The following is a 22,970-nucleotide window of genomic DNA, read 5'->3' as shown; positions in this document are numbered from 1 at the left end:
GACGGCATTCGAAACTGGGCTATCTCAGCCCCATGGAGTTCGAGGCCCGCGCTATGCTAGCTTAACCAGCTGTCCACGAAACCGGCAGCAGGCCATGGAATGGACGGCAACGGCTGGCGAAATGATCGCCAAGCGTGAATATCGCTATCTCAGCCCCGCCTTCACCTTTGACCAGAACGCGAAAGAGGTTCTGCGCCTGAAGGGCGCGGGCCTCGTCCACAACCCGAACCTTCACCTGACCGCTCTTGCCAGCGAGGAAAGCGACATGGCCACCCCCGAAGCGTTCGCAGCGCCGCAACCGAAGACCACGGACACCGGAGGCGGAACGATCGACCCCGCGATTCTGGCGAAACTCGCGGCGTCGCTCGGTCTGCCCGAAGACAGTGACGCCGAGGCGGTGCTTGCCGCGCTGATTGCGCAGATGCAGAAAAAGCCCGCAGCCGACGCCGTCGCAAGCCAGATACCCGACCCGTCGCGGTTCGTGCCGATCGAAGTGGTGCGCGACCTTCTGGAAGATCGCAAGGCGCAGATCGCCACCATGCGCGAGACCGAGGCCGATGCGAAGATCGGTGCGGCCATCAAGGAGGGGCATATCACGCCCGCGATGCGCCCCTGGGCAACCGCCCTGTGTCGGCAAGACCCGGCGCTGTTCGACGATTTCCCGGCGAAGTCGCCCGCGCCCTTTGCGCATCTTTCGCGGCCGGTCACGCTTGGCAACGCTTTCGGGACAGCTTCCGAAAAGGCGGCACATTCGGCCGAAGCGGCGGCGATCTGCGCGCAGATCGGCTTGTCGCCGGATGCGCTGAACAGCTGAAACAGGGGCGGGTGCTGGTTGGGGCACCCGACCTTGCGGCGGAGGACGAGCCGCCAGTGATGCCCACGCCCGGATGCATGCTGGGTTCTGGTGGGGGCATCGTTCCACTTCACATGCCGAGATCGCCGACATGAACGAGCTGCAACGCCCCTCGCCGCCCCCGCCCGCGAACATCGCGCCCTATGTCGAAGTTCTGGGCGTCGATCTGGCGATCGAGTTCTTTCTGGCCTTTGGGGGTGCTTACGTCACTTTCCCCACGACATCGGACCGCAGGCCCATCGACGGGGCTGCGGCGCAACTCGGGGGCGTGGAACGCCTGATCGCCCTGGGCGATGCGCTCGCCGTCGCTCACACCCGCATTCCCTTGGCCAACAAATGGCTTGCCAAGGTGCTCGCCTGGAAGGGCTTTGCCGTCGCGCAAATCGCCCGACGGATCCGGGTAGCGGATGTGACCGTGGTGCGGTGGCTGGACGATCGGGTGAACCCGTGGCCGTCCGGATGGATCGGCAATGGCAAGGATGCGCAATGAGTGAGCCACAAGACCAGGTGCAAGCCGCTCTGACGGCGGTGCAAACCGCCTTGAATGCTCTCGAAAGCCTGCTTCAAGGGGCATTCACCGCGATGCACGCCTCTCGCGCCGGGACCGATCACGTTCGCGCGCATCGTCCTGGGCGCGCCTCTAAGATCGAGGCTGACCCGGAGTTGCGCGCCTTCATCACCGAGCGCATCGCAGCCATGACCTTCGCCGAGGTGGTTGAGGCGGTGCGCCACCAGTTCCCGCCCGATCGGCAAACGAGCGTATCCGCCCTGCATCGCTGGTGGCACCGGATCGGAAAGCACCTGCCCGGCTCCCACCTGTAACCGCCTGCTCTCAGCTGTTCCCAGAATTCCCCAGCTTGCACCAACAGTTATGAAATGACGTTTGGCAGGAACTGAAAGACAACACGGGGGCTCCGCCCCCGCACCCCCGGGATATTTGAGGCAAGATGAAGGGGCTGGTCGGGGGGGGCATTTCGCCCGGCTTTTGAAAAGCAAGCGGCCCCGCCCGGGAGGTGCGGGGCCGCCTTTTCCGGGGCGGAGGGTGAGGAGAGTTACTGCCCCAGATAGTCCGCGATCACCGCGCGCGAGCCGCGCGCCCAGATCGCTTTCAGTGCCGTGGTGAAGCTTTCGATCACCGCCGGGTTGCGGCCGACATCGGCGTAGATGTCTTCCATCTCGAGCCAGGCTGCCGGTCGTTCTTTCGCGGCTTTCGACACGGCCACCAGACGGTCCCAGTTCGGATCGTTCGGCTCGATCACCGCGCCCGATTCCGTCGTGCCGTAGCAGTAGCGGCACCAGAGCGCGGAGAGGAGCACCAGCCCGTCGAAGCTGCCACCCGTCGCGATGCGGTCGCGGATCGAGGGGATGATGAATTTCGGCTGCCGGTTCGAGCCGTCAAGGCAGAGGCGGCGCACGGTGTCGGCCACCTCGGGGTTCGAGAAGCGCTCGATGATCAGCGCCTTGTAATCGTTCAGATCCTGCCCGGGCACCGGCGGCACGATCGGCAGCACTTCCGCCGTCAGCACGCGGTTGAGGAAGGCGCGGATCTGCGCATCGGCCATGTCTTCATGCACGAAATGGATGTCGTTCAGCCCGCCCGGATAGGCGATGATCGCATGGCCGCCGTTCAGGATGCGGATCTTCATCGTCTCGAACTTGTCGACATGCGGCGTGAAGGTGACGCCGACCTTTTCGAGCGCGGGGCGGCCGGCGGGGAACTTGTCCTCGATCACCCATTGCCGGAAGGTTTCGCAGGTGACGGGCGCGGCATCCGCGAGGCCAAGATCGGCGGCCATCTTGCGTTCGCGCTCGCCGGTGGCCGGGGTGATGCGGTCGACCATCGAATTCGGGAAGGCGACCGAGGCAAAGATCCAGTCCGCCAGGTCCGCGTCGGACAGCCGGGCCAGACCCACCACCGCGTCGCGGGTGACGTTGCCGTTATGGGGGACGTTGTCGCAGCACATCACGGTGAAGGGCTGCACGCCCGCGGCGCGGCGGGCCTTCAGCGCGGCGATGATCGCGCCAAAGGCGGTGTTCGGCGCAGCAGGGTTCGCGGCATCGGCCTTGATGTCCGGGTGATCGGGTGAGAACGTGCCGGTGTTCGGGTCGATGTAATAGCCGCCCTCGGTCACGGTGAGCGAGACGATGCGGATTTCCGGCCGCGCCATCGTGGCGATGAGCGCGGCATTGCCGGGCTCGACCGCGACGAAATCCACCATCGCGCCGATCACGCGGGCGGAATGGGCGCCCGGCGCCAGTTCGATCACCGAGGACAGGCAATCCTGCGCCAGCAGGGTCTCGCGCATCGCGGCGTCGGGGGCGCGGACACCGGCGCCGATCAGCGCCCAGTCATGGCCTTCGCCCAGCGCGAAGAGGTCATCGAGATAGACCGCCTGATGCGCGCGGTGGAAGTTGCCAAGCCCGATATGGACGATGCCCGGCGTCAGCTTCGCGCGGTCATAGCGCGGCGCGGCGACGGTGGCGGGCAGGGCGGAAAGCGTAGCGTTCGAAAGGGTCATGATTCAGCTCATCCAGTTGCCGCCATCGACGTTATACGTCTGGGCGACGATGTAATCGGCCTCGGGGGTGGCAAGGAAGATCGCCATGCCGGTGAGGTCCGCGGCAGTTCCCATGCGGCCGAAGGGGACGGAGGCGCCGACCTCTTTCTTCTTCTGGCCCAAGGGCTTCTGTTCGTATTTCGCAAAGAAGGCGTCGACGCCGTCCCAATGCTCGCCATCGACCACGCCCGGCGCGATGGCGTTGACGTTGATGCCATGCGCGATCAGGTTCAGCCCGGCCGATTGCGTCAGGCTGATCACCGCGGCTTTAGAGGCGCAATAGACCGCGACAAGGCTTTCGCCACGACGCCCGGCTTGGGACGCCATGTTGATGATCTTGCCGCCGCGCCCTTGGGCGATCATTTCCTTCGCCGCCGCTTGCAGCGTGAAAAGCGTGCCTGCGACGTTGATCGCGAAGACGCGGTCATAGTCATTGCGGGTGATCTCGTCGATCGGCGCGGCGGTGAAGATCGCGGCGTTGTTGATCAGGATGTCGATGCCGCCGCCCGCCCGCATCGATGCCATCGCGGCGTCGATCGAGGCTTGCGAGGTCACATCGAGATGCACGGCCGCGCAGCCGATTTCCGCGGCGGTCTTCTGTGCCCCTTCAAGGTTGATGTCGCCGATGGTGACATGGGCGCCCTCGCGCAGGTAGCTTTCCGCGAAGACCCGCCCGATGCCGCGTGCGGCGCCAGTGATCAGGGCGCGTTTGCCTTGCAGTCTCATTTGAGCGCTCCTCCTTCCTTGTCGAAGCGGTGCAGTTGCGCCATGTCCGGGCTGAGGAACACGCTGTCGCCGTGGTGCAGATCGACCTCGCCGCCCGCGCGGACGTTCAAAAGCCCATGCTCGGTCGTCACATGCAGGAACGTGTCCGAGCCAAGGTGTTCCGAGACGCCCACGGTGCCCTTCCACATCCCCTCGGTCGTCGAGATGCGGATATGTTCCGGGCGGATGCCGATGGCGTGCGCCCCGTGTTTCGCGGCTTCGGCGCCTTCGATGAAGTTCATCTTCGGCGAGCCGATGAAGCCCGCGACGAAGCGGTTGCGCGGCGTGCGGTAGAGTTCAAGCGGGCTGCCCACCTGTTCGATCCGACCCGCCTGCAGCACCACGATCTTGTCGGCCATGGTCATGGCTTCGACCTGATCATGGGTCACATAGATCATCGTCGTCTTCAGCGTGTGGTGCAGTTCGGAAATCTCAAGCCGCATGTTCACCCGCAGCGCGGCGTCCAGGTTCGACAGCGGTTCGTCGAACAGGAACGCCTCGGGCGAGCGGACGATGGCGCGGCCGATGGCGACGCGCTGGCGCTGACCGCCCGACAACTGGCCCGGCTTGCGATCCAGATAGGCGCTCAGGTTCAACACTTTCGCCGCTGCCTGCACCTTGGCCTCGATCTCGGCCGGGGGCAGCTTCGCCATCTTCAGCGGAAAGGCGATGTTCTTCTTCACCGACATATGCGGATAAAGTGCGTAAGATTGAAACACCATCGCCAGACCGCGGTCCGAGGGCGCGGTTTCGGTCGCATCCTTGCCGTCGATCTCGATCTTGCCGCCCGAGACATCTTCCAGCCCCGCGATCAGCCGCAGAAGCGTCGATTTCCCGCAGCCCGAGGGGCCGACGAAGACGACGAATTCGCCGTCGTGGATGGCAAGGTCGATCGGCGGGATCACCTCGACATCGCCGAAGCGTTTCGTCACGCCCTTGAGAACGATTTCACCCATGATTGGCTCCTTACTTCACGGCGCCGAAGGTCAGACCGCGCACCAGCTGTTTCTGGCTGAACCAGCCCAGGATCAGGATCGGTGCGATGGCCAGCGTCGAGGCGGCAGAGAGTTTTGCGTAGAAAAGACCTTCGGGGCTGGAATAGCCGGCGATGAAGGTGGTGAGGGGGGCGGCCTTGGAAGTCGTCAGTTGCAGCGTCCAGAAGGCCTCGTTCCAGGCGAGGATAACGTTCAAAAGCAGCGTCGAGGCGATGCCGGGCACGGCCATCGGCGTCAGAACATGGATCAGCTCGTCTTTCAGCGTCGCCCCGTCCATCCGCGCGGCTTCCAGGATCTCGCCCGGGATTTCGCGGAAATAGGTGTAAAGCATCCAGACGACGATCGGCAGGTTCATCAGCATCAGCACCACGACCAGACCGATGCGGCTGTCGAGAAGGCCAAGATCGCGGAACAGAAGGTAGATCGGCACCAGAACGCCTACGGCGGGCATCATCTTGGTGGACAGCATCCACATCAGCAGGTCTTTCGTCTTCGGTCCCGGCACGAAGGCCATCGCCCAGGCGGCGGGGATCGCGACGACAAGCGCGAACAGGGTGGAGCCAAGCGAAATCACCACCGAGTTCCAGAAGTGCAGGAAATAGTTCGAGCGGTCCTGCACCACATGATAGCTTTCGAGCGTGAAGGGCGTGGTCAGCACGGTCAGCGGCGAGGCGATGGCGTCGCCCTCGGTCTTGAAGGACAGGATCACCGTCCAGAGGATCGGGAAGAACAGCGCCAGCCCGATCGTCCAAGCAAGGACGGTGACAAGGGCTTTGCGGCGGGGGGTGACGGCGCGGGCCATGGCTCAATTCTCCAGGTTCTTGCCGATCATCCGCATCAGGAAGATCGCGACGATATTGGCCAGAACGACTGCAACGATGCCGCCCGCCGCGCCCGAGCCCACGTCGAATTGCAGCAGCGACTGGACGTAGACGAGATAGGTGAGCGTGGTCGAGGCCGTTCCGGGGCCGCCGTTCGTGGTGACGAGGATCTCGGCGAAGGTCGAGAGCAGGAAGATCGTCTGGATCAGGATCACCACGGTGATGGCGCGGGCGAGGTGCGGCAGCATCACGTAGAAAAAGCGCGAGATCGGACCGGCGCCGTCCATTTCGGCGGCTTCGAGCTGCTCGCTGTCGAGCGATTGCAGCGCGGTGAGCAGGATCAGCGTGGCAAAGGGCAGCCACTGCCAAGCGACGATCAGCACGATCGAGGCAAGCGGTGATTGCGCAAGGAAGTCATAGGGTTGCAGGCCGATGCTCTTCGCCAGATGGGCGAAGACACCGTTTACCGGGTTCATGAACATGTTCTTCCAGACCAGCGCCGAAACGGTGGGCATGACGAAGAAGGGCGCGATGACAAGGACGCGCACGATGCCTTGGCCCCAGAAGGGTTGATCCAGCAGCAGCGCCAGCAAAAGCCCGCCGACCGTGGTGATGGCAAGGACGCCCAGAACCAGCACCAGCGTGTTCTTGATCGCGTCGAAGAAGGCCGGATCGGTCAGGAAATAGCTGTAGTTGTCGAAGCCGGTGAAGCCGCCCATGCCGGGCATGAGCAGGTTGTAGCGCTGCATCGAAAACCACAGCGTCATGGCAAGGGGAACGATCATCCAGCCCAGAAGCAGGATCACGGCAGGCGAGATCATCAGACGGGCTGCGGTGCGCGAGGCTTGGGTCGACATCGACTGCTCCGGCATGAGAGGGGGAATGGCGGGCGGCATGGAAGGCCGCCCCGCCGAGGTGCCGGTCGGGCGATTGGCCCAGCCCGACCGGGTGCGGGGAGGCCTGGGCCTCCCCGTCTGTCCCAAGGGCGCTGCCTGACGGCCGCACCCCGGGGGTCTTACTTGATGTAACCGGCTTTGGTCATTTCGCGCGTCGTCAGCGATTGCGCGGCGGCCAGGGCGTCATCCGCCGAGGTGGTGCCCGCAAGTGCTGCCGAGAACTGCTGGCCGACCGCCGTGCCGATGCCCTGGAATTCCGGGATCGCCACGAATTGCACGCCGACATAAGGCACTTCGTCCACGGTCGGGTGGGTCGGGTCAGCCGCGTTGATCGAGTTCAGCGTCATCGCCGCGAACGGAACCTTTTGGTATTCCGGGTTCTCGTAGAGCGAGGTGCGGGTGCCCGGAGGAACGTTCGCCCAGCCTTCTTTCGACGCCACAAGGGCGGTGTACTCTTTCGACGTCGCCCATTCGACGAACTTCAGAGCCGCATCCGCTTTCTGGGTGCCCGCCGGAATGGCGAGGTTCCAGGCCCAGAGCCAGTTGCCATGCTTGGCAACACCGGCCTTGTTCGGCGCGAGCGCGAAGCCGACCTTGTCGGCCACGGCCGAGTCCTTCGGGTTGGTCACGAACGAGGCGGCGACCGTCGCGTCGATCCACATGCCGCAATGGCCTTGCTGGAACAGCGCGAGGTTTTCGTTGAAGCCGTTGTTCGAGGCGCCGGGCGGCCCGTAATTCGTCATCAGGTCGAGATAGTCGGTGAGCGTTTCCTTCCACGGCCCGCCGTCGAACTGGGGTTTCCAATCCATGTCGAACCATTTGGCGCCATAGCTGTTGGCCATCGCCGACAGGAACGCCATGTTCTCGCCCCAACCGGCCTTGCCGCGCAGGCAGATGCCGTAGATTTCCTTGTCCTTGTTGGTCATCGCTTTCGCGGCGGCCTTCACGTCGTCCCAGGTCGGCTCGGCGGGCATCGTCAGCCCGGCCTCGGCCATCAGGTCGGTGCGATACATGATCATCGAGCTTTCGCCGTAGAAGGGCGCGGCGTAAAGCTTGCCATCAACCGTCAGACCGTTGCGGATCGCGGGCAGAAGGTCATCGACATCGTAGCTGGCCGGGAAGTCGAGCGGCAGCAGCCAGCCCTGTTTGCCCCAGATCGGCGCTTCGTAGGTGCCGATGGTCATCACGTCGTATTGACCGCCCTTGGTGGCGATGTCGGTCGTCACTTTCTGACGCAGCACGTTTTCCTCAAGCGTCACCCACTCGACCTTGATGTCGGGGTTCGCCTTGTAGAATTCGTCCATCAGGCCCTGCATGCGGACCATGTCGCCGTTGTTCACGGTCGCGACGGTGATGGTGGTTTCCGCAAACGCAGCAGTTGCAAGCGCAGAAAGCGCGCAGGCGCCCATGAGCGCCCGGATCGTGATCTTCATGGTTCTCCTCCCAGAGTGTGAGCAAATGCCCAACCAATGAGAAAATGTTCACAGAAGGTCACGCATCTGTCAACGGGGAAATTTTTGGGCGATAAAAAACCGGATTGCGACGCTTCTTGAGCGGTTTGCGAAGCGCCTCAGGCCAGAAGCGCCCGCGCCGTCGATTCGTCGGTGACGAGGCCGTTGACCAGTTGCCCCTTCAGGGCGGCCCGCATCGCGCCGATCTTCGACAGGCCCGCGGCAATGGCGATCACCGGCTTTTCCCGTCCTGCGGGAATCCGGAACGACCCGATCAGGCGCGTCGTCTCGGTGTCGATGTAGCGCCCCTCGGCGTCAAAGATGCCGCCGACGATCTCGCCCACGGCGCCCGCGCGCTGCAAGTCTTCGAGCTGGCTGCGGGTGATGAAGCCGTCCTTGTAAAGCGGGGCCTCGCCGTTCATCTGGCCGATGCCGACGAAGGTGACATCGGCGTTCGCGGCGAGCTCCATCACCGCCTGCACCGGGCGCAGCGCGTTGAAGAGCGCGCGTTCGGCGATCGTGTCGGTGATGACGGGCACCAGCATCGGGTAATGCGGCAGTTGCAGCTTGTCGGCCATCCGCATGATGACGTCATAGAAGCTGGCCGAGCCGTCGGGCGCGATGTTCGAAATCAGCGAGACGATGCGATGCGGCGCATGCGGGGTGCGGATCACCTCCGACGCCATGGCCGAGAGCGAGCGGCCGGTGCCGAAGGCGATGATCAGCGGCTCGGGCTGGGCGAGATAGCGTTCCAGCACCTGCGCCGCGGCGGGCGCGGTCGCATGCGAGGTCTCGAGCCCCGCGGGCAGGGCGGGCACGACGCGCGCGAGTTTCAGCCCGAAGCGGCGGGTCAGATCGACCTCGAGATCGAGACAGGCGGAAATCTTGTGTTCAAGCCGCACATGCACCAGCCCGTCGGCCATCGCCTTCGCCACCAGCCGCTGCGCCCGCTGGCGCGAGACCCCAAGCTCGGCCGCGACCTGATCCTGGGTCAGGCCGCCGACGTAGTAAAGCCATCCGGCGCGGGCGGCTTCGTCCTGGGGCGTGATCTCGGGGTCGGTCATGGTCGTCATGTCTTTGTGCGCAGGGACCCGGGCCAAAGCGTCTCGAACCGGGCGAAATCGTCGAAGTCGAGGGCCGGGCGGGCATCCTCGGGCGGGGTCAGGTCGCGGCCGCGCAGATGGCTGCCGCCGGTGAAGCGCCAGACCGTCATGCCGGCGGCCAGCCCCGCGCGGATGCCGTTCAGGCTGTCCTCGATCACCAGACAGCGGGCGGGATCGGTGCCCATCTCTCTGGCGGCGAGAAAGAAGAGATCCGGGGCGGGCTTGCCGCGCTCGACCTGGCTTGCGGTGTAAAGCCGGGGGCCAACCCGTTGCGCAAGATCGGCAATTTCGAGCGAGCGCTCGGCCCGCGGGCGCGACGACGAGGTGGCGACGCACCAGGGCAGGGCGAGGCGGTCGAGCAACTCGGTCACGCCGGGCATCACCTTCATCTCGCGTTCAAAGGCAGCGAGCAGCCGCTCGCGGTAGCGCGCCTCGAAATCGGCGGGCAGATCCAGCCCGAATTCGGTGCGGATCTGTTTCAACACGGTCGGATAGGAGCGGCCCAGAAAATGCGTCGCCACGTAATCCAGATCGATCTCGACGCCATTCAGCGCGAGTTCCGCAATCAGCATCTGTGCCGAGATGATCTCGCTGTCGATCAGCACGCCGTCGCAGTCGAAGATGATCAGATCGAACATGGGGGCTCCTTCCGGGGGCAAGCCTAGCGGCTTCGCGACCTGCGGAAAAGGGGGCGGGTTGATTGCGCTATCAAATAATAAATCAACATGAGTTATCTATTGACCGAAGCGCCGACTCGCGCCAAAGTTCGAGCAGAGCCCCGGAGGAGGGGCCGCGAACGCGAAACGCAAAAACGGGAGGAGAGACCGTGATGATGCGCAAACTGGCCCTGCTGGGGGCGTCGGCTGTTGCCATGACTGCCCTTGCGGGCGGGGCCTTCGCCGAAACCGGCGCGTGCCTGATCACCAAGACCGACACCAACCCCTTCTTCGTCAAGATGAAGGAAGGCGCGCAGGCCGAGGCGGAAAAGCTGGGGATCACGCTGAAAAGCTACGCGGGCAAGGTGGATGGCGACAACGAAGCGCAGGTCGCCGCGATCGAAACCTGCATTGCCGATGGCGCCAAGGGCATTCTGATCACGCCGTCCGACACCAAGGCGATCGTGCCCACGGTGCAAAAGGCGCGCGAGGCGGGGATTCTGGTGATCGCGCTTGATACGCCGCTCGATCCGATGGATGCGGCCGACATGACTTTCGCCACCGACAACTTCTCGGCCGGGCTCTTGATTGGCCAATGGGCCAAGGCGAACCTTGGCGACGCGGCGGCCAATGCGAAGATTGCGATGCTCGATCTGGCCGTGTCACAACCCACCGTCGACGTGCTGCGCGATCAGGGCTTCCTGCAGGGCTTCGGCATTGATCTCGGCGATGCGAACAAATGGGGCGACGAGACCGACGCCCGCATCGTCGGCCATGACGTGACCGCCGGCAACGAGGAAGGTGGCCGCAAGGCGATGGAGAACCTTCTGGCGAAAGACCCGGATATCAACGTCGTCTATACGATCAACGAACCGGCCGCGGCGGGCGCCTATGAAGCGCTGAAGGCCGTCGGCAAGGATCAGGGCACGCTGATCGTCTCGGTCGATGGCGGCTGCCCGGGCGTGAAGAACGTCGAAGGCGGCGTGATCGGCGCCACCTCGCAGCAATATCCGATGCTGATGGCCTCGAAAGGCATCGAGGCGATCGCCGCCTTTGCCAAGGACGGCACCAAACCCGCTGCGACCGAGGGCAAGACCTTTTTTGACACCGGCGTGCAGCTGATCACCGACAAACCGGTCGAGGGCGTGCCCTCGATCGACAGCAAGGCGGGCCTTGGCATCTGCTGGGGCTGAGACGAACACCACTCGCGAAACGGGAGGGGGCGGCGGCAGCCGCCCCTTCGCACACCCGGCCCGGGGGTGGCTGGGCAGCCGGGAGGAGAGCATGGCAAGTGAAACACGGGGGCCGCAGGGCTTCGAGAGGGTGATCGAGGCGGCGCCTGCGAAGGTTGCCGAATTCGCCGAGACCAAGACACCAGTGCAAAAGCTGCAATATGCGCTGCACCAGACGCCCGCGCTGGTGCCGCTGATCGTGCTGGTGGCCTCGATCATCGGCTTTGGCCTGCTGCTGGGGCACAAGTTCTTTTCCGCCTATGCGCTGACGCTGATCCTGCAACAGGTGGCGATCACCGGCATCGTCGGTGCGGCGCAGACGCTTGTGGTGATGACCGCGGGGATCGAGCTGTCTGTGGGGGCGATCACCGTTCTGTCTTCGGTGATCATGGGGCAATTCACCTTTCGCTATGGCATCCCGGCGCCGATCTCGGTGCTGTGCGGGCTGGGCGTGGGCACGTTCATCGGGTTCCTCAACGGCACGATGGTGGCGCGGATGAAGCTGCCGCCCTTCATCGTCACCTTGGGCATGTGGCAGATCGTGCTGGCGGCGAATTTCATCTATTCCGCGAACGAGACGATCCGCGCGCAGGATATCGAGGAAAAGGCGCCGATCCTGCAATTCTTCGGCGAAACGATCCGCATCGGCGGGGCGGTTCTGAACTTCGGCGCCATCCTGATGATCGCGATCGTTGCGGTCTTGGCCTATGTCCTGCGCCACACCGCCTTTGGCCGCCATGTCTATGCGGTGGGCGATGACCCGGACGCGGCGGAACTGGCGGGGGTCAAGGTCAAGTCGATCCTGATTTCGGTCTACACGATTTCGGGCCTCATCTGCGGGCTGGCGGGCTGGGCGCTGATCGGGCGTCTTGGGTCCGTGTCTCCGACCTCGGCGCAGCTCGAAAACATCAACTCGATCACCGCGGTGGTGATTGGCGGCATCTCGCTCTTCGGTGGGCGCGGCTCGATTTTGGGGATGATGTTCGGCGCGCTGATCGTCGGCGTCTTCACGCTCGGTCTGCGGATGTATGGCACCGACCCGCAATGGACCTTCCTTCTCATCGGCTCTCTCATCATCGCGGCGGTCGCGGTGGATCAATGGATCAGAAAGGCGGCGGCGTGATGGATCCCATTCTGACGGCACGCGGTCTGACGAAACGCTACGGCAAGGTCACCGCGCTCGATCATTGCGACTTTGAACTGTATCCGGGCGAGATCCTCGCCGTGATCGGCGACAACGGGGCGGGAAAATCGACGCTCATCAAGGCCTTGTCGGGCGCAGTTATTCCAGATGAGGGCGAGATCCGGCTCGAGGGCCAGCCGATCAACTTCGCCTCGCCCCTTGATGCGCGGGCGAAGGGGATCGAGACGGTCTATCAGACGCTGGCGATGTCGCCTGCGCTCTCGATTGCCGACAACATGTTCATGGGCCGCGAGCTGCGCCGCCCCGGTATGATGGGCAAGCTGTTCCGCATGCTCGATCGCCCGCAGATGGAGCGGATCGCCCGGGAGAAGCTGTCCGAGCTTGGTCTGATGACGATTCAGGACATCAATCAGGCGGTGGAATCCCTCTCGGGCGGGCAGCGGCAAGGCGTCGCGGTGGCGCGCGCGGCGGCCTTCGGCTCGAAGGTGATCATCCTTGACGAACCGACCGCGGCCCTTGGTGTCAAGGAAAGCCGCCGGGTGCTGGAGCTGATCCTCGACGTGAAGGCCCGCGGCATCCCGATCATCTTGATTTCCCACAACATGCCGCATGTCTTCGAGGTTGCCGACCGCATCCATATCCACCGGCTTGGGCGGCGTCTTTGCGTCATCGATCCGAAGCAATACACGATGTCGGATGCCGTCGCCTTCATGACCGGCGCGAAGCTGCCGGAAGGAGCCGAGGCTGCCTGACCCCTGCGACAAAAAGCACTGCACCTTGCCCGGGGGGAACCCCGGGCTTTCTCTTGCTCTGGCCCGTGTTGCTATCGCAGATTGTGCGTCTGCGCCGAAGCTTCGAGACGGCAGAATGGAATATCGGGAGTTGGAATGAAACTGGTTCGGTATGGAGCAAAGGGCGCGGAAAGGCCCGGTCTCCTGCACGTCGACGGCACGATCCGTGATCTGTCCCGTGTGGTGCGCGATATCGATGGCAAGGCGCTGAGCGACGAAGGCCTGTCGAAACTCTTTTGGACGGATGCGGGCAAGCTGCCGATCGTGCCCGAAGGCGCGCGGCTGGGCGCTCCGGTCGCGGGGACGGGCAAGCTGATCGCGATCGGGCTGAATTACGCCGATCACGCCGAGGAGGCCGGTCTGACCGTGCCGCCGGAGCCCGTGGTCTTCATGAAGGCGACCTCGTCGATCTGCGGGCCGGATGATGATGTGGAATGCCCGCGCGGCTCGGAAAAGCTCGACTGGGAGGTGGAGCTGGCCTTCGTCATCGGCACGCGGGCGAAATATGTGAGCCTTGAAGACGCGATGGATCACGTCGCGGGCTACATGATCTGCAACGATGTGTCCGAACGCGGCTTCCAGATCGAACGCTCGGGGCAATGGGTGAAGGGCAAGAGCCATGACACCTTTGCGCCGCTCGGTCCGTGGCTGGTGACCAAGGACGAGATCAAGGATCCGCAGGCGCTTGATCTGTGGCTGAATGTGAATGGCGTGCGGCGCCAGACCGGGACCACGGCGACGATGGTTTATGGCGTGGCCTTCCTCGTGCATTACCTGAGCCAGTTCATGACGCTGGAACCCGGCGACATCATCACCACCGGCACGCCGCCCGGCGTCGGCATGGGATCGAGGCCGCCGAAGTTCCTGCGTCCGGGCGATGTGATCGAGCTTGGGATCACCGGGCTTGGCTCGCAGCGCCAGGTCGTGGTGCAGGCATGAGTGCCGCCGCCGAGGCCTATGCGCGTCTGAGTGCGGGCGACGCCCGGCGGCGTATCGAGTTCACGCTGCAAAAGCGCCGCGCGGTGCTGAAGCGCCTTGCCGCGGAGATCCGCGCCCGCGAGGCCGAGATCATGGCTGCTTTGGCCGCCGATCTGGGCAAGCCCGCGGTCGAGGTGCGGATTTCCGAGATCATCCCGATCCTGTCGGAGATCCGCCATTCCGCGCGGCATCTGAAGGCTTGGGCGCGGGTGCGCCGGGTGCGCCCGACGCTGTCGATGATCGGCACGCGGGCGACGATCCGGCCCGAGCCGAAAGGCACGGTGCTGATCATCGCGCCGTGGAACTATCCCCTGTGTCTGGCGCTGGGACCTTTGGTCAGCGCGATCGCCGCGGGCAATGCGGCGGTGGTGAAACCCTCCGAGATGGCCCCGGCCACCTCGGCGCTGATCGCGAAGATTGTCGCGGCCTGCCTGCCCGCCGATCTGGTTGCGGTCGTCGAAGGCGGCATCGAGACTTCGACCGATCTTCTGGCGCAGCCCTTTGACCATATCTTCTTCACCGGCTCGCCTGCGGTGGGCAAGGTGGTGATGGCGGCGGCGGCGAAGACGCTGGCCTCGGTCACGCTGGAGCTGGGCGGCAAGTCGCCCGTCCTCCTTGGCCCCGATGCCGATCTGAAAAAGGCGGCGCGGATGGTGGCCTGGGGCAAGTTCGCCAATGCGGGTCAGACCTGTATCGCGCCCGATCATGTCTTCGTGCCGCGGGCGCAGCAAGATGCCTTTGCCAAGGCGCTGCGGGCGGAAATCGCGCGGATGTATGGCGCCAATCCGCAGACCTCGCGCAGTTTCGCGCGGCTGATCGGTGCGAAGCATTTCGAGCGGCTGCGCGCGATGGTGAGCGAGGCCGTGGGGCAGGGGGCGCAGGTGATCGCGGGCGGCGATGCCGAGGCCGCCAGTCGTTATCTGGCGCCGACGGTGCTTTCGAACGTGCCCGAAACCGCGAGCCTGATGCGCGAGGAGATCTTCGGCCCGGTCCTGCCGGTGATCGCCTATGACGATCTCGACACCGTTCTGGCGGGGATCGAAGCGGGGGAAAAACCGCTCGCGCTTTACGTCTTTGCCCGCGACCGGGCGCTGATTTCGCGGGTCTGCCGGGCGACGACCTCGGGCGCGGTGGGGGTGAATGTGACGCTGGCGCATTTCCTCCACCTCAATCTGCCGTTCGGCGGGGTGGGCAATTCCGGTCTTGGCGCGGCGCATGGGCATTGGGGGTTCCAAGCTTTTTCCCATGAAAAGCCGGTGCTTGAGAACCGTTTTGCCGTTCTCGACCCGCTGATGCCGCCCTATGGCACGCTTGCCACCCGGCTCGCGCGGATCGTGCAGGCGCTTGTCGGCTGAGCTGTCATGAAAATGCTGCAACTGCGAAGGTGACTTTTCTGCACGGCAGCGATACACTCAACCTATGCGATATCGCGTTCGGGCTGGAATCGGCGCGACGCGGGTGAAACTGGGTGTGCATGCCTGCAGGGGGACACGATGGACGAGCAGACACCAAAGGATCAGACGCAGACCGAGGCGGCCGCGAACCCGGCCGCTCCGACCGAGCCCGCTGCCGATCCGGCGCTGAAGGACGCCGCCGAGAAAGAGGCGGCTGCCAAAGAGGCGGCCGAGAAAGAGGCAAAGGCAAAGGAAGTCGCCGCCAAGGAAGCGGTGGCGAAAGAGGCTGCAGCCCGTGCCGCGGCAAGCGAGGTGGCCGCGCAGGAGGCCGCCGCCCGGGAGACCGCCGCCGCCGCTGCTGCGCAGGACGCGGCCGCGAAGGAGGAAGCGGCCAAGGACGCCGCCAAGGACGCCGCGGCAAAGCCGAAACCCGCCGCGCCCTCGAAATCCGAAAGCGGCGCGAAACCCGCCCCGGAGCCGGTGCTGGAAAAGGTCATGAAAACCTCGGAAACCGATGTCGCCTTCGCGCTTGGCGGGCTTGCGGGCAACAATGCGCATGGCGCGGGCTTCCTGCAGGCGGCGCTGGAGGGCGGCGTGCATCCGCGCGCGATTTCCTGCACCTCGGGGCAGATCTACTGGGTCTATCTTTACCTGCGCGCGCTCGAGGCGGGCGGCGACGATCTGGAGACGCAGCTGGCCGATGCGATCGCCGAGCAGCAGCCCTTCGGGCAGCGCGACGCCGATCTGATGCATCTGGCGATGTATGGCAAAAGCGGGGTGTTCCGGCCCTCGTTCTTCGAATGGCCGATCGACATGATGCAGAATGTCTCGGCCTGTCTCGACAGCATTTCGCGCAGCCGCGGCGATGTCTTCTACCTGCGCGAAATGGCGAGCCTCGTGCCCGCGCGGACGCTGGTGCCGCTGTTTGACGAAAGCTTCTTCGAAAAGATTTCCGATGCCTTCAACGCCACCGGAATCGGCATCCTGTTCAACAGCTTCGATCCGCGCACCGGCACCGAATACGTGCATATCAATCCCTCGGCGCAGGCGCAGATCGGCATCGAGCCGGGCGATCGCAAGCCCTACCGCAGCCACACGGTCTACAAGGAAATCACCCCCGAGGCGGTGCGTGACGGGCTCTGGCTTTATGAATACGGCTTCGAGGGTGACTTCACCGCGATCGACGGCGTCTATTACCGGCCGATCATCCTGAGCGAACTCTCGGCCGCCAAGAGCATCTTCGTGGTGCGGCCGGTCAACCGCACCTGGCTCGGCGATCTGCCGACAAGCAAACCCGCGCTCGAAGACCTGAAGACCGAGGTGGCGTTCAACGGCATCTATCACGCCGAACGCGACCGGATGGTGATGGTGAACCGCTGGATCAAGGAGGGGGTGATCTGCGATCCGCGCTTCAGCCCCATCGACATCTACGAGATCGAGGTCGAGACGCAACGCAGCTTCTTCGACTATGTCTTTGAAAGCATGGAGGTCTTCGAAGATGCCCGCGCGCTTGCCCGCACCGCCTTTGCGGGCGATCTGATCCCCGTGGCCTAGCACGCCCCTTGCCCCCGCCGCCATTTCGGCCCAAACCAAGGCCAAAGCGCGGGAGGCGGGGATGAGCGAGACGAAAGGCGGCTGGAAGCTTTGGGCGGTGCTGGCTCTGCCGCCGCTCTTCTGGGCCGGAAACTTCATCGTCGCGCGGGCCTCGCGCGGCGAGTTGCCCCCGGTCGCGCTGTCCTTCGGGCGCTGGTCGATCGCGCTCGTGGCGCTGCTGCCCTTCGCCTGGCCGCATCTGCGCCGCGATTTTCCGCTCTACCGGCGCTATTTCGGCCGGATCCTGCTGCTGACCTTGCCCGGCGTCGCGGCGTTCAATTCGCTCGTCTATTGGGGGCTGCAGACCTCGACCGCGACGAACGGGATGCTCTTGAATTCCACCATTCCGCTCTTGATCATGGCCTTGGGGGCGATGTTCTGGGGGCAGAGGCTCGGTCTTTGGGCGATCCTTGGGCTTTTCGTCTCGACCGCCGGGGTTGCGGTGGTGATCCTCAAGGGCTCGGTCGACAATCTGGTGGCGCTGAACTTCGAGCGCGGCGATCTGATCATCTTTGCCGCGATGGTCGCCTGGGCGCTTTACACGATGGGCTTGAAGCTCTTCCCACCCGAGGTGAACCGGATCGGCCTGCTGGCGGTGCAGATCGCTTTGGCGCTGCCGATCCTTGCACCGTTTCTGGCCTTCGAGATCGCCTCGGGCCGGGTGCCGGTCTGGACGCCCGCCTCGATCGCGGCGCTGGTCTATATCGGCATCGTGCCCTCGGTCCTGGCCTATCTCTTCTACACGAAGGCGGTGGAGATGGCGGGTCCGGCAAGGGCGGGGCAGTTCATCCACCTGCTGCCGGTCTATGGCGCGATCCTGTCGGCGGCGCTGCTGCATGAGCCGCTGCGCCTTTATCATGCGGCGGGCTTCGGCCTGATCCTGACCGGGATCGTGCTGGCGGCGCGGAAATAACCCTTGGTTTCCCGGGGATTTCGCTTGCATTGCGGGGGCCGACCGCCTAGAAGCCCCTGACTTCCGCCATGATATGAACCGGCGACGCCTCTCGTGGTGGGCTGCGGAAGTCTTGGCCCCCTATGAAGCCGCCTTGTGAAACAGGAGCCTACATGCCGCTTTACGAGCATGTCCTCATTGCGCGTCAGGACCTTTCCAACGCGCAGGCCGAAGGCCTGATCGAACATTTCTCGACCGTGATCGGTGACAACGGGGGCAAGATCCTCGGCACCGAATACTGGGGCGTGAAAACCATGGCCTACAAGATCAACAAGAACCGCAAGGGCCACTACGGCTTCCTGCGCACCGACGCGCCCTCGGCCGCCGTGCAGGAGATGGAGCGTCTCGCCCGTCTGCACGACGACGTGATGCGCGTTCTGACCATCAAGGTCGACGCCCATGACGAGGGCCCCTCGGTGCAGATGCAGAAGCGTGACGACCGTGGCGACCGCGAAGAGCGTGGCGACCGCGGTGATCGTGGCGACCGTGGCCCCCGTGGCCCGCGCGAAGATCGTGGCCCCCGCGAAGATCGCGGCCCGCGTCCCGAGCGTCGTTGATCCGAGGAGAGTGACCCATGGCTACCAAACCCTTCTTCCGTCGCCGCAAGGTTTGCCCGTTCTCGGGCGATAACGCGCCGAAGATCGACTACAAGGACGTCCGTCTGCTGCAACGCTACATCAGCGAGCGCGGCAAGATCGTTCCCGCCCGCATCACCGCCGTCTCGGCCAAGAAACAGCGCGAACTGGCGCAGGCGATCAAACGCGCCCGCTTCCTCGCCCTGCTGCCCTACGCCGTGAAGTAAGGAGACCTGAACATGCAAGTCATCCTTCTGGAACGCGTGGCCAAGCTTGGCCAAATGGGCGACGTGGTGAAAGTGCGCGACGGCTACGCCCGCAACTTCCTCTTGCCGCAAGGCAAGGCGCTGCGCGCCAACGACGCCAACATCAAGAGCTTCGAAGCCCGCAAGGCGCAGCTGGAAGCCCGCAACCTCGAGACCAAGAAAGAAGCTGAAGCGGCTGCCGCCAAGCTCGACGGTCAGAAGTTCGTGGTCATCCGCTCCGCTTCGGACGCCGGTGCGCTTTACGGTTCGGTCACCCCGCGTGACGCCGCCGAAGCGGCCACCGCTGGCGGTTTCTCGGTCGACAAGCGTCAAGTCGCGCTGAAAGCCCCGATCAAGGAACTGGGTCTGCACGAAGTGCACGTGATCCTGCACCCGGAAGTCGAAGCGACGATCACCATCAACGTCGCCCGTTCGGCCGAAGAAGCTGCCATCCAGGCGGCCGGCAAATCGATCCAGCAGCTCGCGGCGGAAGCCGATGCGGCGGCCGAGTTCGAAATCGCCGAGCTCTTCGACGAAGTCGGCGCCGCGGCTGCCGACGAAGAATAAGACCCTTCCAACCGGAAGAGTTGCAACCGCGCCCCTCGGGGCGCGGTTTTGTTTTGCGCCGATGTGAGGTCGCGCGAAGCGTGGCCGTTTCAGGGCAAATGCACAAAATTTGACTAAACTGTTTCCAATTCCTGCCGGATTTTGCCGCCAAGGTTGCAAGGCCTCGATTGGAGGCGTTTTCGAGTTGTTCAGGACCGGCAGGCCCCTCCCGTGCCGACAGGCAGCGGACCCGGGGACTGCGAGGAGGATGGTATGGAATTCAGGATCGCTGCCCTGATCCTATTGGGTTTGACTTTGGGAATTTTGAACGCACGGCACGAGTTGCCCGCGCCCTTGGCGAGGGTGATGCCGGATTTCGGACGCAACACGCCGGTGCAGATTTCGGATGGGCTCGAGGTCTCGCGCTCGGTCTTCGATCCTGTGGCGCTGCCGTCGATTCTGTCGATCGGCCACGGTCACGCCGCGAAATTCCTGTCGGTGAATTGAGCCGCCATGCACCCCGAAAATGAAAAAGGCCGCCCGAGAGGGCGGCCTTTCTGTCACTGTCCGGTGACGATCAGAGCTCGTCGAGCGCTTCGATCGCTTTCTGGAGCTCTTCCTTGCTGACCTCTTTCTCGGTCACGGCAGCGCCGGCAACGATGAAATCGATCACTTTTTCTTCGTAGAGCGGGGCGCGGATCTGCTGTTGCATCTGCGCGTTGCCCTTCACGAATTCAAAGAATTCGCGCTCGTGGCCCGGGTATTGACGCGCCGCGGCAAGAACCGCTTGCGTCATCTCGGCGTCGGTCACTTCGATCTTCTGGTTGCGGCCAAGCTCGGCCAGCAGCAGGCCCAGACGCACGCGGCGCTCGGCCAGCGTCTTGTGCTCTTCGGTCGGCTCGACGGCGCCGTGGTCGTGGCCGTGGTGATCCGGGTTCTCTTCGTGCCAGAGCTGGTGCGCGATCTGACCGGCTTCGGCTTCCACCAGCGACGGCGGCAGGTCGAATTTCACCTGCGCGTCAAGGATGTCGAGCAGGGCGCGTTTCAGGATCGCGCGCGAGGCGCCCTTGTATTCCGCTTCCAGACGCGAGGCGACCTGGCCCTTCAGGGCTTCCAGATCGGCGGCGCCGAATTTCTTCGCCAGCTCGTCGTCGAGTTCAGCCGGTTTCGGGGCCTTCACCGCATGGACGTGGCATTTGAAGGTGGCTTCCTTGCCCGCCAGATGCGCGGCGCCGTATTCGGCCGGGAAGGTCACTTTCACTTCGGCATCTTCCCCGGCTTTCACGCCGACGAGTTGCTCTTCGAAGCCCGGAATGAACGAGCCCGAGCCGAGCACGAGCGGGTATTCCTCGCCCTTGCCGCCTTCGAAGGGTTCGTCGCCGAGGAAGCCTTCGAAGTCGATCACGACCTGGTCGCCGTCCTTGGCCTTGGTGCCTTTCTTGCGGTCCTCGAAGGACTGCGCCGATTTGGCGAGGTTTTCGAGCGCTTCGGCGACCGAAGCCTCATCGGCCTTCACCACGAGACGCTCGAGCGCGACGGTGGTGCGGTCGAATTCCGGGATCGGCGGCAGGGCTTCGTAGGCGACGGTGAAGATCGCGTCGGTGCCCGGCTTCCAGTCCTTGCCGTTTTCCATCTCGACCTTCGGCTGCAGCGCCGGACGGTCGCCCGATTGCTCGAGCAGATCCTTGATCGCGCCGTCGACGGATTCGTTCAGGACATCGCCCAGAACGCGGTCGCCGAAGTTCTTGCGCAGCATCGCCATCGGCACCTTGCCCTTGCGGAAGCCCTTGATCTCGACTTCGGGCTGCACCTCGATCAGCTTCTCGGTGACTTTCGCATCCAGTTCGGCGCCGGTCAGCGTGATCGTATAGCCGCGCTTGAGGCCTTCGTTGAGGGTCTGGGTGACCTGCATGGGGTTTCCTCTGGTTCGGGCGCACCCCCGCGGGCGCGCTCAGGCAAAATTTCAGCCGTCCTTCTAGGGGCTGGCGACCTTGCTGGCAAGGTGAAAAGCCGCAAATTGATCGCATCTTGAAAGGGTATCGAATAGCCGCTTATGCCATTATGAGGGGAATGTGGCCTGCAAGATTCGCGCGCAGGTAGTACTGGTGAGGAGAATTGAATGCTACGCGGAATTTTGATGATCCTTGCGTCGATGGCCCTCATGGGGGGCGTGACGGTGCTGGGCGGACAGAAATGGGAGTCGCGCAAGGTCGACTTGTCGCATCTGCCCGAAGATCCGACCCTCTTCGATTGCAAGGAGATTGCGAAGCTTTACGACAAGGAAGTCGAGGCGCTGGCGCGGGACATGGCGCAGCAGGCCTTTGCGCCCCCGACGGCGAGCGGAACCCGTTTCATCAGTGCCGGGGGCTTCGGGACCGGGGTGAAGGCGGTCTCGAAAGCCGATGGGCACGGCTTTGGTGGCACGCAAGCGCGGGAAAGCCTGCTGGACAAGGTGGATCGCTATCTGAACCGGGAATGCCGCTCCGGCGGGGAGGCGGCGCAAAACTGAGCCCTCGCGGCGAGCCGGACCCCGTATGGTGCGGGTGAAGGGACTCGAACCCCCACGCCAAGGCGCCAGAACCTAAATCTGGTGCGTCTACCAATTCCGCCACACCCGCACTTGTCTCTCTTTTAGCAACTCTGCTGCCCCCTGTGTAGGGGGGGCAACAGGTCTATCTGCAAAATAGGTTTGATTAACCTTTCCCCTCGTCAGCGCCGGGGGCTTGGCCTAGTCTGGGATCAGAGCCGCAAAGGCCGCAAGACCAGAACAGCCGGAAACCGGCACGAGAGCAGGAAGACCCGATGGACAGGCAGGCCACGGGGCGCGATGACGGCGGGGCCAAGGGTCCTGCGTCTTCTGCGCCGTCATTCACCTTCGATACCCGCAAGAGCGCCGAGGGCGCGCATGGGGTGGCCGGAATTGCCATGGGGTCGCGCGTGGCGACCATGGATGGGCTCCTGCCGGTCGAGTTTCTGAACCTTGGCGATCGCATCGTCACCCGCGCGGGTCTGCGGGTGCTGCGCGGGCTGTCGAGCCTGCCGCTGGTGTCGCGGCTTGTCGCGATCGCGCCCGGGGCGCTTGGCCATGACCGGCCGGGGCAGGCGATGGTTCTGGGCGCGGGCACGCGGGTGCTTCTGCGCGACTGGCGGGCGCAGGTGATGTTCGGGGCGCCGCAGGCGCTGGTCCCGGTCGAGCGGTTGATCGACGGGCAATTCATCACCCGCCTCAGCGGCCGCAAGATCCGGCTGTTCGCGCTGCATTTCGAGGCGCCCGAGGTGATCTATGCCGACGGGGTCGAGATCGGTTGTACGCCGCTGGCCGTGCGCGCGTAACCAAGGCTTCAAAAGGGCGTATTTGCACCAAGAAAAAGGCTGCGGGTTTTTTCTTGGATCAAATACGCCCTTTTCGCGGTTTCAAACTG

The 22,970-nt window shown here is 64.2% G+C and carries 25 protein-coding genes and 1 tRNA gene; 16 read left to right on the top strand and 10 right to left on the bottom strand.

The window, feature by feature from the left end:
- The first annotated feature begins 94 nt into the window (after positions 1-94).
- From C8J30_RS03270 to C8J30_RS03260, 3 genes are all read left to right on the top strand, one after another.
- Positions 95-814: a phage protease gene (locus C8J30_RS03270; protein ID WP_110804249.1), complete on the top strand. Its 720-nt coding sequence runs from the start codon at positions 95-97 to the stop codon at positions 812-814.
- A 130-nt stretch (positions 815-944) separates the two neighbouring features.
- Positions 945-1,343: a helix-turn-helix domain-containing protein gene (locus tag C8J30_RS03265; protein WP_110804248.1), complete on the top strand. Its 399-nt coding sequence runs from the start codon at positions 945-947 to the stop codon at positions 1,341-1,343.
- Positions 1,344-1,360: 17 nt separating this feature from the next.
- Positions 1,361-1,675, top strand: a complete 315-nt coding sequence (locus C8J30_RS03260; RefSeq protein ID WP_220033691.1) for a hypothetical protein — start codon at positions 1,361-1,363, stop codon at positions 1,673-1,675.
- 230 nt (positions 1,676-1,905) lie between these two features.
- Here the strand turns inward: C8J30_RS03260 and C8J30_RS03255 are convergent, their stop codons facing one another.
- The 8 genes from C8J30_RS03255 to C8J30_RS03220 all read right to left on the bottom strand — a co-directional run bounded on the left by C8J30_RS03255 (position 1,906) and on the right by C8J30_RS03220 (position 10,080).
- Positions 1,906-3,342 carry a mannitol dehydrogenase family protein gene (locus C8J30_RS03255; RefSeq protein WP_394341901.1) on the bottom strand — a complete coding sequence of 479 codons (1,437 nt, stop codon included), beginning with the start codon at positions 3,340-3,342 and terminating at the stop codon, positions 1,906-1,908.
- Positions 3,343-3,375: 33 nt separating this feature from the next.
- On the bottom strand, positions 3,376-4,137 hold the full coding sequence (locus C8J30_RS03250) for an L-iditol 2-dehydrogenase (protein WP_110804245.1): 762 nt from the start codon (positions 4,135-4,137) through the stop codon (positions 3,376-3,378).
- Positions 4,134-5,132, bottom strand: a complete 999-nt coding sequence (locus tag C8J30_RS03245) for an ABC transporter ATP-binding protein (protein WP_110804244.1) — start codon at positions 5,130-5,132, stop codon at positions 4,134-4,136. The genes C8J30_RS03250 and C8J30_RS03245 overlap by 4 nt, the downstream gene beginning before the upstream one ends.
- Before the next feature lie 10 nt (positions 5,133-5,142).
- Positions 5,143-5,973, bottom strand: a complete 831-nt coding sequence (locus C8J30_RS03240) for a carbohydrate ABC transporter permease (RefSeq protein ID WP_110804243.1) — start codon at positions 5,971-5,973, stop codon at positions 5,143-5,145.
- 3 nt (positions 5,974-5,976) lie between these two features.
- Positions 5,977-6,849 carry a carbohydrate ABC transporter permease gene (locus C8J30_RS03235; protein ID WP_110804310.1) on the bottom strand — a complete coding sequence of 291 codons (873 nt, stop codon included), beginning with the start codon at positions 6,847-6,849 and terminating at the stop codon, positions 5,977-5,979.
- Positions 6,850-7,007: 158 nt separating this feature from the next.
- Positions 7,008-8,321 carry an ABC transporter substrate-binding protein gene (locus C8J30_RS03230; protein ID WP_110804242.1) on the bottom strand — a complete coding sequence of 438 codons (1,314 nt, stop codon included), beginning with the start codon at positions 8,319-8,321 and terminating at the stop codon, positions 7,008-7,010.
- 137 nt (positions 8,322-8,458) lie between these two features.
- Positions 8,459-9,412, bottom strand: a complete 954-nt coding sequence (locus tag C8J30_RS03225; protein WP_394341897.1) for a sugar-binding transcriptional regulator — start codon at positions 9,410-9,412, stop codon at positions 8,459-8,461.
- Positions 9,409-10,080 carry an HAD family hydrolase gene (locus C8J30_RS03220; RefSeq protein WP_110804241.1) on the bottom strand — a complete coding sequence of 224 codons (672 nt, stop codon included), beginning with the start codon at positions 10,078-10,080 and terminating at the stop codon, positions 9,409-9,411. Before C8J30_RS03220 ends, C8J30_RS03225 begins: the two co-directional genes overlap by 4 nt.
- Positions 10,081-10,274: 194 nt before the next feature.
- Between C8J30_RS03220 and C8J30_RS03215 the strand changes: the two genes are divergently transcribed.
- The 11 genes from C8J30_RS03215 (at position 10,275) to C8J30_RS18285 (ending at position 20,055) form a co-directional block, all read left to right on the top strand.
- Positions 10,275-11,291 carry a sugar ABC transporter substrate-binding protein gene (locus tag C8J30_RS03215; RefSeq protein WP_110804308.1) on the top strand — a complete coding sequence of 339 codons (1,017 nt, stop codon included), beginning with the start codon at positions 10,275-10,277 and terminating at the stop codon, positions 11,289-11,291.
- Between the two features lie 91 nt (positions 11,292-11,382).
- Positions 11,383-12,453, top strand: coding sequence for an ABC transporter permease (locus tag C8J30_RS03210; protein ID WP_110804240.1), 1,071 nt, complete (start codon positions 11,383-11,385; stop codon positions 12,451-12,453).
- Positions 12,429-13,226 carry an ATP-binding cassette domain-containing protein gene (locus tag C8J30_RS03205; RefSeq protein WP_181420750.1) on the top strand — a complete coding sequence of 266 codons (798 nt, stop codon included), beginning with the start codon at positions 12,429-12,431 and terminating at the stop codon, positions 13,224-13,226. The genes C8J30_RS03210 and C8J30_RS03205 overlap by 25 nt, the downstream gene beginning before the upstream one ends.
- A 135-nt stretch (positions 13,227-13,361) precedes the next feature.
- The gene (locus tag C8J30_RS03200; protein ID WP_110804239.1) at positions 13,362-14,204 is read left to right on the top strand and encodes a fumarylacetoacetate hydrolase family protein; all 843 of its coding nucleotides are present in this window, start codon (positions 13,362-13,364) and stop codon (positions 14,202-14,204) included.
- Positions 14,201-15,598, top strand: a complete 1,398-nt coding sequence (locus C8J30_RS03195; protein WP_110804238.1) for an aldehyde dehydrogenase family protein — start codon at positions 14,201-14,203, stop codon at positions 15,596-15,598. Before C8J30_RS03200 ends, C8J30_RS03195 begins: the two co-directional genes overlap by 4 nt.
- A 138-nt stretch (positions 15,599-15,736) precedes the next feature.
- Complete coding sequence (locus C8J30_RS03190) at positions 15,737-17,191, top strand: hypothetical protein (RefSeq protein WP_110804237.1); 1,455 nt, start codon at positions 15,737-15,739, stop codon at positions 17,189-17,191.
- 61 nt (positions 17,192-17,252) lie between these two features.
- Positions 17,253-18,143, top strand: a complete 891-nt coding sequence (locus C8J30_RS03185; RefSeq protein ID WP_110804236.1) for a DMT family transporter — start codon at positions 17,253-17,255, stop codon at positions 18,141-18,143.
- A 152-nt stretch (positions 18,144-18,295) separates the two neighbouring features.
- Positions 18,296-18,739, top strand: a complete 444-nt coding sequence (gene rpsF / locus C8J30_RS03180) for a 30S ribosomal protein S6 (RefSeq protein ID WP_110804235.1) — start codon at positions 18,296-18,298, stop codon at positions 18,737-18,739.
- A gap of 17 nt (positions 18,740-18,756) precedes the next feature.
- A complete protein-coding gene (rpsR, locus tag C8J30_RS03175) occupies positions 18,757-18,984 on the top strand; it encodes a 30S ribosomal protein S18 (RefSeq protein ID WP_013067733.1) in 228 nt (75 codons plus the stop codon).
- Between the two features lie 12 nt (positions 18,985-18,996).
- Positions 18,997-19,569: a 50S ribosomal protein L9 gene (rplI, locus tag C8J30_RS03170; protein ID WP_110804234.1), complete on the top strand. Its 573-nt coding sequence runs from the start codon at positions 18,997-18,999 to the stop codon at positions 19,567-19,569.
- Between the two features lie 252 nt (positions 19,570-19,821).
- Complete coding sequence (locus tag C8J30_RS18285; RefSeq protein ID WP_146227855.1) at positions 19,822-20,055, top strand: hypothetical protein; 234 nt, start codon at positions 19,822-19,824, stop codon at positions 20,053-20,055.
- Between the two features lie 70 nt (positions 20,056-20,125).
- On the opposite strand, the gene tig is transcribed toward C8J30_RS18285, so the two are convergent.
- A complete protein-coding gene (tig, locus tag C8J30_RS03165) occupies positions 20,126-21,460 on the bottom strand; it encodes a trigger factor (RefSeq protein ID WP_110804233.1) in 1,335 nt (444 codons plus the stop codon).
- Between the two features lie 207 nt (positions 21,461-21,667).
- On the opposite strand from tig, the gene C8J30_RS03160 reads away from it, so the two are divergent.
- Positions 21,668-22,057 carry a hypothetical protein gene (locus tag C8J30_RS03160; RefSeq protein WP_146227854.1) on the top strand — a complete coding sequence of 130 codons (390 nt, stop codon included), beginning with the start codon at positions 21,668-21,670 and terminating at the stop codon, positions 22,055-22,057.
- A gap of 26 nt (positions 22,058-22,083) precedes the next feature.
- Here C8J30_RS03160 and C8J30_RS03155 read toward each other — a convergent pair.
- Positions 22,084-22,166 (bottom strand) — tRNA-Leu (locus C8J30_RS03155).
- A 184-nt stretch (positions 22,167-22,350) separates the two neighbouring features.
- Here C8J30_RS03155 and C8J30_RS03150 point away from each other — a divergent pair.
- A complete protein-coding gene (locus tag C8J30_RS03150; RefSeq protein ID WP_110804231.1) occupies positions 22,351-22,881 on the top strand; it encodes a Hint domain-containing protein in 531 nt (176 codons plus the stop codon).
- Positions 22,882-22,970 lie beyond the last annotated feature (89 nt).

Source organism: Rhodobacter viridis (assembly GCF_003217355.1).
Taxonomy (GTDB): Bacteria; Pseudomonadota; Alphaproteobacteria; order Rhodobacterales; family Rhodobacteraceae; genus Rhodobacter; species Rhodobacter viridis.
The sequence above is the reverse complement of the archived record's forward strand: the minus strand, read 5'-3'. Positions and strand labels throughout refer to the sequence as shown.

Bases quoted from the DNA above. Each gene is read 5' to 3' on its own strand.
- C8J30_RS03270 (WP_110804249.1), top strand. From the start codon at position 95: ATGGAATGGACGGCAACGGCTGGCGAAATGATCGCCAAGCGTGAATAT.
- C8J30_RS03265 (WP_110804248.1), top strand. From the start codon at position 945: ATGAACGAGCTGCAACGCCCCTCGCCGCCCCCGCCCGCGAACATCGCG.
- C8J30_RS03250 (WP_110804245.1), bottom strand. From the start codon at position 4,137: ATGAGACTGCAAGGCAAACGCGCCCTGATCACTGGCGCCGCACGCGGC.
- C8J30_RS03245 (WP_110804244.1), bottom strand. From the start codon at position 5,132: ATGGGTGAAATCGTTCTCAAGGGCGTGACGAAACGCTTCGGCGATGTC.
- C8J30_RS03240 (WP_110804243.1), bottom strand. From the start codon at position 5,973: ATGGCCCGCGCCGTCACCCCCCGCCGCAAAGCCCTTGTCACCGTCCTT.
- C8J30_RS03235 (WP_110804310.1), bottom strand. From the start codon at position 6,849: ATGTCGACCCAAGCCTCGCGCACCGCAGCCCGTCTGATGATCTCGCCT.
- C8J30_RS03230 (WP_110804242.1), bottom strand. From the start codon at position 8,321: ATGAAGATCACGATCCGGGCGCTCATGGGCGCCTGCGCGCTTTCTGCG.
- C8J30_RS03225 (WP_394341897.1), bottom strand. From the start codon at position 9,412: ATGACGACCATGACCGACCCCGAGATCACGCCCCAGGACGAAGCCGCC.
- C8J30_RS03220 (WP_110804241.1), bottom strand. From the start codon at position 10,080: ATGTTCGATCTGATCATCTTCGACTGCGACGGCGTGCTGATCGACAGC.
- C8J30_RS03215 (WP_110804308.1), top strand. From the start codon at position 10,275: ATGCGCAAACTGGCCCTGCTGGGGGCGTCGGCTGTTGCCATGACTGCC.
- C8J30_RS03210 (WP_110804240.1), top strand. From the start codon at position 11,383: ATGGCAAGTGAAACACGGGGGCCGCAGGGCTTCGAGAGGGTGATCGAG.
- C8J30_RS03205 (WP_181420750.1), top strand. From the start codon at position 12,429: ATGGATCAGAAAGGCGGCGGCGTGATGGATCCCATTCTGACGGCACGC.
- C8J30_RS03200 (WP_110804239.1), top strand. From the start codon at position 13,362: ATGAAACTGGTTCGGTATGGAGCAAAGGGCGCGGAAAGGCCCGGTCTC.
- C8J30_RS03195 (WP_110804238.1), top strand. From the start codon at position 14,201: ATGAGTGCCGCCGCCGAGGCCTATGCGCGTCTGAGTGCGGGCGACGCC.
- C8J30_RS03190 (WP_110804237.1), top strand. From the start codon at position 15,737: ATGGACGAGCAGACACCAAAGGATCAGACGCAGACCGAGGCGGCCGCG.
- C8J30_RS03185 (WP_110804236.1), top strand. From the start codon at position 17,253: ATGAGCGAGACGAAAGGCGGCTGGAAGCTTTGGGCGGTGCTGGCTCTG.
- rpsF (WP_110804235.1), top strand. From the start codon at position 18,296: ATGCCGCTTTACGAGCATGTCCTCATTGCGCGTCAGGACCTTTCCAAC.
- rpsR (WP_013067733.1), top strand. From the start codon at position 18,757: ATGGCTACCAAACCCTTCTTCCGTCGCCGCAAGGTTTGCCCGTTCTCG.
- rplI (WP_110804234.1), top strand. From the start codon at position 18,997: ATGCAAGTCATCCTTCTGGAACGCGTGGCCAAGCTTGGCCAAATGGGC.
- C8J30_RS18285 (WP_146227855.1), top strand. From the start codon at position 19,822: ATGGAATTCAGGATCGCTGCCCTGATCCTATTGGGTTTGACTTTGGGA.
- tig (WP_110804233.1), bottom strand. From the start codon at position 21,460: ATGCAGGTCACCCAGACCCTCAACGAAGGCCTCAAGCGCGGCTATACG.
- C8J30_RS03160 (WP_146227854.1), top strand. From the start codon at position 21,668: ATGCTACGCGGAATTTTGATGATCCTTGCGTCGATGGCCCTCATGGGG.
- C8J30_RS03150 (WP_110804231.1), top strand. From the start codon at position 22,351: ATGGACAGGCAGGCCACGGGGCGCGATGACGGCGGGGCCAAGGGTCCT.